The 7,105-nt window shown below is 71.5% G+C and carries 4 protein-coding genes; 3 read left to right on the top strand and 1 reads right to left on the bottom strand.

Annotation, left to right across the window (positions count from 1 at the left end):
- A partial coding sequence (gene wecB, locus ACIRQY_RS35580) for a non-hydrolyzing UDP-N-acetylglucosamine 2-epimerase (protein ID WP_403933003.1) occupies window positions 1-963 on the bottom strand: 963 nt, incomplete at its 3' end.
- 730 nt (window positions 964-1,693) lie between these two features.
- Between wecB and ACIRQY_RS35575 the strand changes: the two genes are divergently transcribed.
- The 3 genes from ACIRQY_RS35575 (at window position 1,694) to ACIRQY_RS35565 (ending at window position 6,676) form a co-directional block, all read left to right on the top strand.
- Complete coding sequence (locus ACIRQY_RS35575) at window positions 1,694-4,171, top strand: glucoamylase family protein (RefSeq protein WP_403933000.1); 2,478 nt, start codon at window positions 1,694-1,696, stop codon at window positions 4,169-4,171.
- 620 nt (window positions 4,172-4,791) lie between these two features.
- The gene (locus ACIRQY_RS35570) at window positions 4,792-5,949 is read left to right on the top strand and encodes a S1 family peptidase (protein ID WP_403932997.1); all 1,158 of its coding nucleotides are present in this window, start codon (window positions 4,792-4,794) and stop codon (window positions 5,947-5,949) included.
- 295 nt (window positions 5,950-6,244) lie between these two features.
- On the top strand, window positions 6,245-6,676 hold the full coding sequence (locus ACIRQY_RS35565; RefSeq protein ID WP_403932994.1) for a DUF5958 family protein: 432 nt from the start codon (window positions 6,245-6,247) through the stop codon (window positions 6,674-6,676).
- Window positions 6,677-7,105 lie beyond the last annotated feature (429 nt).

Genomic DNA, 7,105 nt, shown 5'->3' with positions numbered 1-7,105 from the left:
GACGAGGTCGGCGAAGTCGGTGAGGGACTCGGGCCGTTCGGTGGAGCGGCGGACGACGACGAGGGGACGGCCGAGGACGGTCGTCTCCTCCTGGATGCCGCCGGAGTCGGAGACGATCAGGGCCGCGTGCCGGGCCAGCGCCAGGAAGGTGCCGTAATCGGCGGGAGAGGTGTTGACAACGTTGTCCAGCAGGGCTTGGAGACCGGCTGCGCCGATCTGTGAACGGGTACGCGGATGGAGCGGCATGACGACCGGAAGATCACGGCTGAGCCCGGCGAGCTCGGCGAGGATGACGGCGAGAACAGCGGGGTCGTCGGTGTTCTCCGGCCGGTGGATGGTCGCCAGCACGTACTCGTCCGGCCGGAGTCCGTCCTCAGCCAGGATCCTCCGGCGCTCCTGCGGCGGCGGGAGGTGGTCGTGGACGGCTTCGACGACGGTGTTGCCGGTCACCTCGATCCGCCGATCGGGCACGCCTTCGGCAAGGAGCTGGGAACGGTTGTCGGGGGTCGCGGCGCACAGGACGTCGGCGAGCCGGTCGATGAGGACCCGGTTGTGCTCCTCGGGCATGGCCCGGTCGTGGCTGCGCAGGCCCGCCTCGACGTGGACCAGGGGGAGGTCGCGGGCGTTGGCGGCGAGCGCGCCGGAGAGCGCGGCGTTGGTGTCGCCCTGGACGACGACCGCGAGCGGGGGATCGGCGGCGAACCGCTCGTCCAGACCGGCGAGCGCGGCGGCGACCTGCACGGCGCGCGGCTGCCCGCCGACCCCCGTCAGGTACTCGGGCTCGGGCAGTCCCAGTTCGTCGAGGAAGTCGCCGGAGAGGGCGTCGTCGTAGTGCTGGCCGGTGTGCACGACCCGGGCGGCCGGGCCCAGGACCCGGATCAGCTCGGCGAGCTTGACCAGCTCGGGGCGGGTACCGAGGACCACGGCGACACTGCGGGCGGGAAGTGTGGGCATGTCGTTCATGCCACTGAAGGCTAGATGAACATGATTCCCGACGTCGAAGAACGAGTGGCCCCACAGGGGCGCGAACCCCTGTTCAGGACTTACGGCCGGGGCGGTGCGCCTCTGCACGCAGGGACCTCCGTCCCTCACCCACCCGTCATATCGAACAGGCGCTGCAATACGGCGGAATCGGACGGTACGGAGAGCGATCGTGCCCGCACCAGGGGTCCACCGGTCCGATCCATGGGCGTCCCCGGCTCTGAGCGTTCGGCGGGAGCATCGCGGAGGGCGGGGGCGCTACGGGAAACACCGTCACGGTCTGCCGCAGCGGGCGGCGGGGGATCTCACCGGCATCGATACCGGCCCCGGCCCCGTTACGCGCCCTCCGTCACCCGTTCCCCGCTTCCCGCTTCCCGCTTCCTGTGGCGATTTCACGGAGTCCTCTGCGGGGTCCGGGTGAATACTCGGCGACGCGCCCCGCTCCCGGCCGTCATGAGGAAGCGAGGAGGTTTCTACGGGCTAGCTTCGTGCCGCCCCGCTTCCTCAGAGTCTGTTCAGCGATCTCTGCGGGGCACGGAGGCAGGGGTGAGAGAGCCTGATGAAGCGCGTACCGAGGGTCGTGCGCTGGGGAGCCGTAGGCGGGGCCGGACTGATGCTCGCGGTCCTCGGCACCGCTGGTGCCGCTGAGGGGGAACCGGCTGTCTTCTCGGGTGGGGCCCACGGAGTGCGTGAGGCGGGAGGCGGTGGCCGGGTGACCGCTCCTCTGCCGCGCGGCGAGGTGGCGTACCGGCTCGCGGACTACGGGATGCCTCGCTGGCGACCGGGTGAGGTGGACGGCTCGGGCAAGCCGCGCCCTGTGGACGAGATCACCTGGCGCAACGAATTCGGCGGCTACAACTGGCCAGTGGACAGGCGGCAGGGACGGACGACATGGACGAAGACGCCCAGGTCGGGAGAGTGGGGAGGGGCGGCCGCGCAGCACTACCGGCTTCGGCCCGGATCGTCGGCCCGCTACACCGAGGCGTTCTGGGGCGACGGGAGTACCGCCCGGGAGTCCATCGACGCCGACAACTTCTTCCGGCACCTGGACCCGGCCACGGAGAGGCCCGTCAGGCTGGACGAGCTTCGTTTCAAGGTGAGGGGCTCGGGGCTGACCAGGTCCGTACAGCGCGTGCTGGTCACCCTGACCGGCGACGGACGACGGGAGAGTGACTACAGGTCGACCCACATGGTGGAGATCGACGACGCGGACCCGGGCTGGCAGACCGTCTCCCTGCCGCTCGACCTGGCCGACCACTCCGTGTGGCAGGACGGTGCCCGTGGGCCCGCGCCACGCGGCGATCTGCGCCACGTGAACTTCTCCGTGCGCGCCGAGGACCAGGACGGCCCGCGGGACACGGTCAAGGAGGGCACCTACTATCTCGACGACATCGACCTGGTCTCCCATGACGCCCCCGTCCTGGACGCGGACCGGGCAGATCCCGACCAGTTCGTCGACCACGTCGGCAAGCGCGCCTTCCAGCGGCTGCTCGACTTCTACAGCTGGGACAACGGGCTGGTACAGGCCGGCAACCAGTGGTCCGACGGCATGTACACCAGCGGTGGCCCCGGCTGGCTGCTGGCAGCCGTCCCGGTCGCCGTGCGACGCGGCTGGATCACCGAGGACCTCGGGCACCGCCTGGCCGTCAACACGCTCCGCAAGCTCGCCGCGACCGAGAAGCCCGAGGACACTCCGGCCGACTACGCACGGCGCGGCAGCTGGCACGGCTTCTACCCGCAGTTCTTCGAGAGGGACGGCACCATGAGCGTCGGCGCCTCGGTGGGGGTGGACACGACCGCCCTGATCGTCAAAGGCGCCTACACCGTGAACCAGTTCTGGAACCAGGACGAGGAACTGGCCGCCCTGGCACGGACCATCACGGAACGGGTCCGCTGGCCCGAGATGCTGGTCGACGCCGGGAACGACAAGGGCAGGCACCTGTCACTGTCCTGGGCCCCGGTGAAACAGCGGTGCGACGGCGGCCAGGTCCCCGGGCCCCAGGGGCAGGGCTGCCTGTCCCCGTACTCCTGGTACGGAGCCACGGACGAGGCGCTGAACGTCAACAGCGCGGCCCTCATGTCGACCACGCACCCGGTGGATCCCTCGGTGTGGTGGTCGCCGGTGGACAAGTACCACTTCGCCCGGTACAAGCAGTACGAGGGGTACGCCACGGGGTCCGGATCCCTGTTCACCGCGACCTACATGCAGGGCTGGATCGACTGGGCCCGCCTGGGCAAGGACGACAACCGGACCGGACCGCGCGTCGACTGGCGCCACAACGCCGAACAGCGCATCCGCGCGCAGCAGTTGTTCGTCTCCGACCAGTACCGTGCGCACCCGGGCGACTACCCCGCCTACGCCGACGGCTCCTTCGGGCTGAACTCGGCCACGGGCCCCGACGGGACCTACCAGCACGGCGGCCCGCTGATGACGGACAGCAAGGCGCTGCACGACGGCACCCTCAACCCCATGTCCGTGCTGGCGAGCACCAGCGTCGTCCCGGACATCGCCATCCCGTCCCTGCGTGACTTCCACCGCGTCCAGGGACTGTGGAACGACAGATCGGGCTACCCGGACTCCTTCAACCTCAAGGTCGAGCGGGCACTGATGAGCGACCCCGCCAGGCCGGTCTACGGCGAGGGCGAGAAGTGGATCACCTGGGCGAGAGGAGAGGACAACACCGGAGCGGCGGTCCTGGCCGCCGGGGCCTACCTCGGTGTCCACAACGATCTCATGGACCACCCGAAGGCCAGGGCGGGCCTGTGCCGCGTCTTCACCGACTCCTTCTACTGCTCCACCGCGCGCCCCGCGGTGCGGGTGTTCAACGACACCGACTGGCGTGTCGAGTACAAGGGCGGATGGAAGCACTACGACAACCGGCCCCAGGACTACGACGGCGATGTGCACGCGGCCTGGGGGGACAGCGCGGTGACCTTCACGTTCTGGGGCGACGGCATCGAGTTCCTCAGTACGACCGGCCGCTCCGACCCGACCCTCTCCGTGACTCTCGACGGCGCCGCGGGAAGCGAGCTCCGCCCGTACAGCGCCGCGGTCATGCATCAGCGGGTGCTCTACCGGGCCCGTGGGCTCACCCCTGGTCAGCACACGCTGACCGTCACGTCCAAGGGCGGCCAGCGCGCCTGGTTCAACGTGGACGCCTTCAGGGTCTACGACGCGGGCGGGAGTTGAGCCGGGCCTCGGCCGGGTGACCGGCGAAGACGAGCAGGGGCCTGCGCTGCCGGTCGGACCGTTCTGCCCTTCGTCGCGTGGCGGACGGCGGCATGGGGCTTGAGGCACCGGGCACCGGGCACCGGGCACCGGGCACCGGGCACCGGGCACCGGGCACCGGGCACCGGGCATGGTCGGCACCCGGGCCGGAGAGCGCCCGCCCCTCGGCGAGGTGAGTGTCTTGACGAGGCGAACATGGGGACGACCGACCCGGCCACCCTCACCCCCTGCCCCGCACAGCCTCTGACCGACCTCGGCCGTCCCCGGTCGACCACCGGAGCCCGTGCGACGAAGCGTCTCCCCTGACGCGGCTGACACGCACCTCACGTGCGCCGGCGCTCGATTCGACCCGCACCTCGCGCAGCGGACCACCAGCCTTTCGGACCGCTCCGGGTGGAACGGGCCGCCGAACGATCGGGGGTCCGCCGGGCCGCCCCGGGGCGGCCCGGAACGGCAGCGCGAGGCCGAGGAGCGCTGTCGCGTTTTGGTATGGCCCTGCCAAATGAATGCCACTAGCGTACGAGCCACGCGCGTTCTGAGAGCGCTCTCACGCGTTCGACTCCCCCACACCAGGAGGTTTCGTGAAACGCACCACCCCCCTCGGCTCCGCCGTCGCGGCCCTGTTGCTGACCCTCGGTCTCGGCGCCGCCCACATCGGGGCCGCGAACGCCGCCCCGCTCCCCGAGCCGTCCCCGTCCGCCGCCCCGGCGGCCTCGGCCGGGCTGCTCGACGCCCTCCGGCAGGACTTCGGCCTGACCTCGGCGCAGGCCGAGGAGCGGCTGCGCGCCGAAAAGGCCGCGACGGGCCTTGAGAAGACCGCCCGGCAGACGGCGGGCGGCGCGTACGCGGGCTCGTGGTTCGACCCCTCCTCGGGACGGCTCGTCGTCGCGCTCACCGACCGTGCCGAGGAGGCCGGGGTGCGGGCGCTCGGGGCCGACACCCGGGTGGTCCGCCACAGCGCCGCCGTCCTCGACCGGGCCAAGGCCCGCCTCGACGGGCTCTCCGCGCCGAAGGGCGTGGCCGGCTGGCACGTCGACCCGAAGGCGAACAGCGTCGTCGTGACGGTCGTACGGGCCGAGCGGGACGCCCCCGCCGTGCGCGCCTTCGTCGACCAGGCGCGGTCGAACGGGCCCGTCACCGTCGCCGAGGCGGCCACCGCGCCCCGTACCTACGCGGCGGGGACCGTCGGCGGCGACCCGTACTACACCGGCAACGTGCGCTGTTCGATCGGCTTCTCCGTGCACGGCGGGTTCGTGACGGCCGGTCACTGCGGCCAGGCCGGTGCGTCGGTGCGCGGCTGGGACAACTCCGCCATGGGCACCTTCCAGGGCTCCTCGTTCCCCGGCAACGACTACGCGTACGTGAGCATCCACAGCGGCTGGTGGACCGTGCCCGTCGTCCTCGGCTGGGGAGCCATCCCGGACCGGCTGGTGCGCGGCTCGGCCGAGGCGCCCGTGGGTACGTCGATCTGCCGCTCGGGCTCCACCACGAAGTGGCGCTGCGGCACCGTCCTCGCCAAGAACGAGACGGTCAACTACAGCCAGGGCGCCGTGCACCAGATGACGAAGACCAGCGTCTGCGCGGAGGGCGGCGACTCCGGCGGCGCGTTCATCAGCGGCGACCAGGCCCAGGGCGTCACGTCCGGCGGCTGGGGCAACTGCTCCTCGGGCGGCGAGACCTGGTTCCAGCCCGTGAACGAGATCCTCGGCCGCTACGGCCTCACGCTGCACACCGCCTGATCGGGAGCTGGTGCGCGGCCGCTCCCGGCGTCCGCGCACCAGCGCTCCCGCCCGAGCCGGGGGGGGGGGGGGGGGCCGCCCCCCCCCCCCCCCCCCCCCCCCCCCCCCCCCCGGGGGGGGGGGGGCGCCCCCCCCCCCCCCCCCCCCCCCCCCCCACCTCCGACCGAGACCGTTCCCGAACCGCCGTACGACGGTGAGGCCCACCGCGCCCAGACCATGGCACGCGCGCTGTCGCCCATGGACGGGCAGCAGCCGAACCGGACGCCCCCAACCGGCAGCGTGGAATGATCAGGAGATGACCGAAACGGGTGGTGAGGACGACCGCGTGCTCCGGCGGGAGACCGAGCAGGTCGTCAACGAGACAGCCCAGGGGCGCCGCACTCCGGACGAAGGGACAACCTGGTTCTCCAGCCTCTCCCTGATGGATAGGCAGAAGGTGCTGCGGGAGGTCGGCGGCTACGCGATGCAGGCCCATGTCACTGCCGCGGACGGCCGTGTCGGCGTGGCACGCTCCGGGGTGAAGCCCACGGCCAACCCCTCGGTCATGATCTGCATGGATCCGCCCCGCACAGGGTTCGCCGACCTCCCCGCCGCCGAACACGTGACGGCGTTCCGTGTACTCGTCGCCGTGTTCGCCGTCGCCGACACCCGGCGCAGGGAGACGTACTGCAAGGGCGCCTGCGGACACGGATGGCACCACCTGTCGACGGCGGCCGACCAGCCGTAACGGTCGATGTGGAAGGCTCTTCCCCCTCCTGCCACTGTCGCCTGCCGAGTGTCGCATCGGTGATCGCGGAACTCCTGGGCTGTTTCGGCGGAGAGGGCGGCGCCGTTGCCGCCCTCGGAGCCGACGGTGCCGGGCCCCCGTTGTGGATCATGATGCTCGCCATTGCTTCCGGAGCCGTGTACCCGGTCGTTGACATCGACGGAGGCAGGGCGCTCTGGCGGCACCACCGGCCAAAGGCATGAGCTGGTGGAGGAGAGGCCGGGTGCGGATGGAGCCGGTGACCGAGGAGAGGGAGCGAGGTCGCTCAGACGGTCGACGGTGGTGCACCGTTCCATCAGACCGCGTTTGAGATCTGCCGTGTCCCGTTGCTGAAGGGCTCGTTGAACTCTCTGTGAGCGGCGTTGGGGGTGGGTACCCATCGGACCTGAC

The organism is Streptomyces sp. NPDC101490, from assembly GCF_044767145.1.
GTDB lineage: Bacteria > Actinomycetota > Actinomycetes > Streptomycetales > Streptomycetaceae > Streptomyces.
The sequence above is the reverse complement of the archived record's forward strand: the minus strand, read 5'-3'. Positions and strand labels throughout refer to the sequence as shown.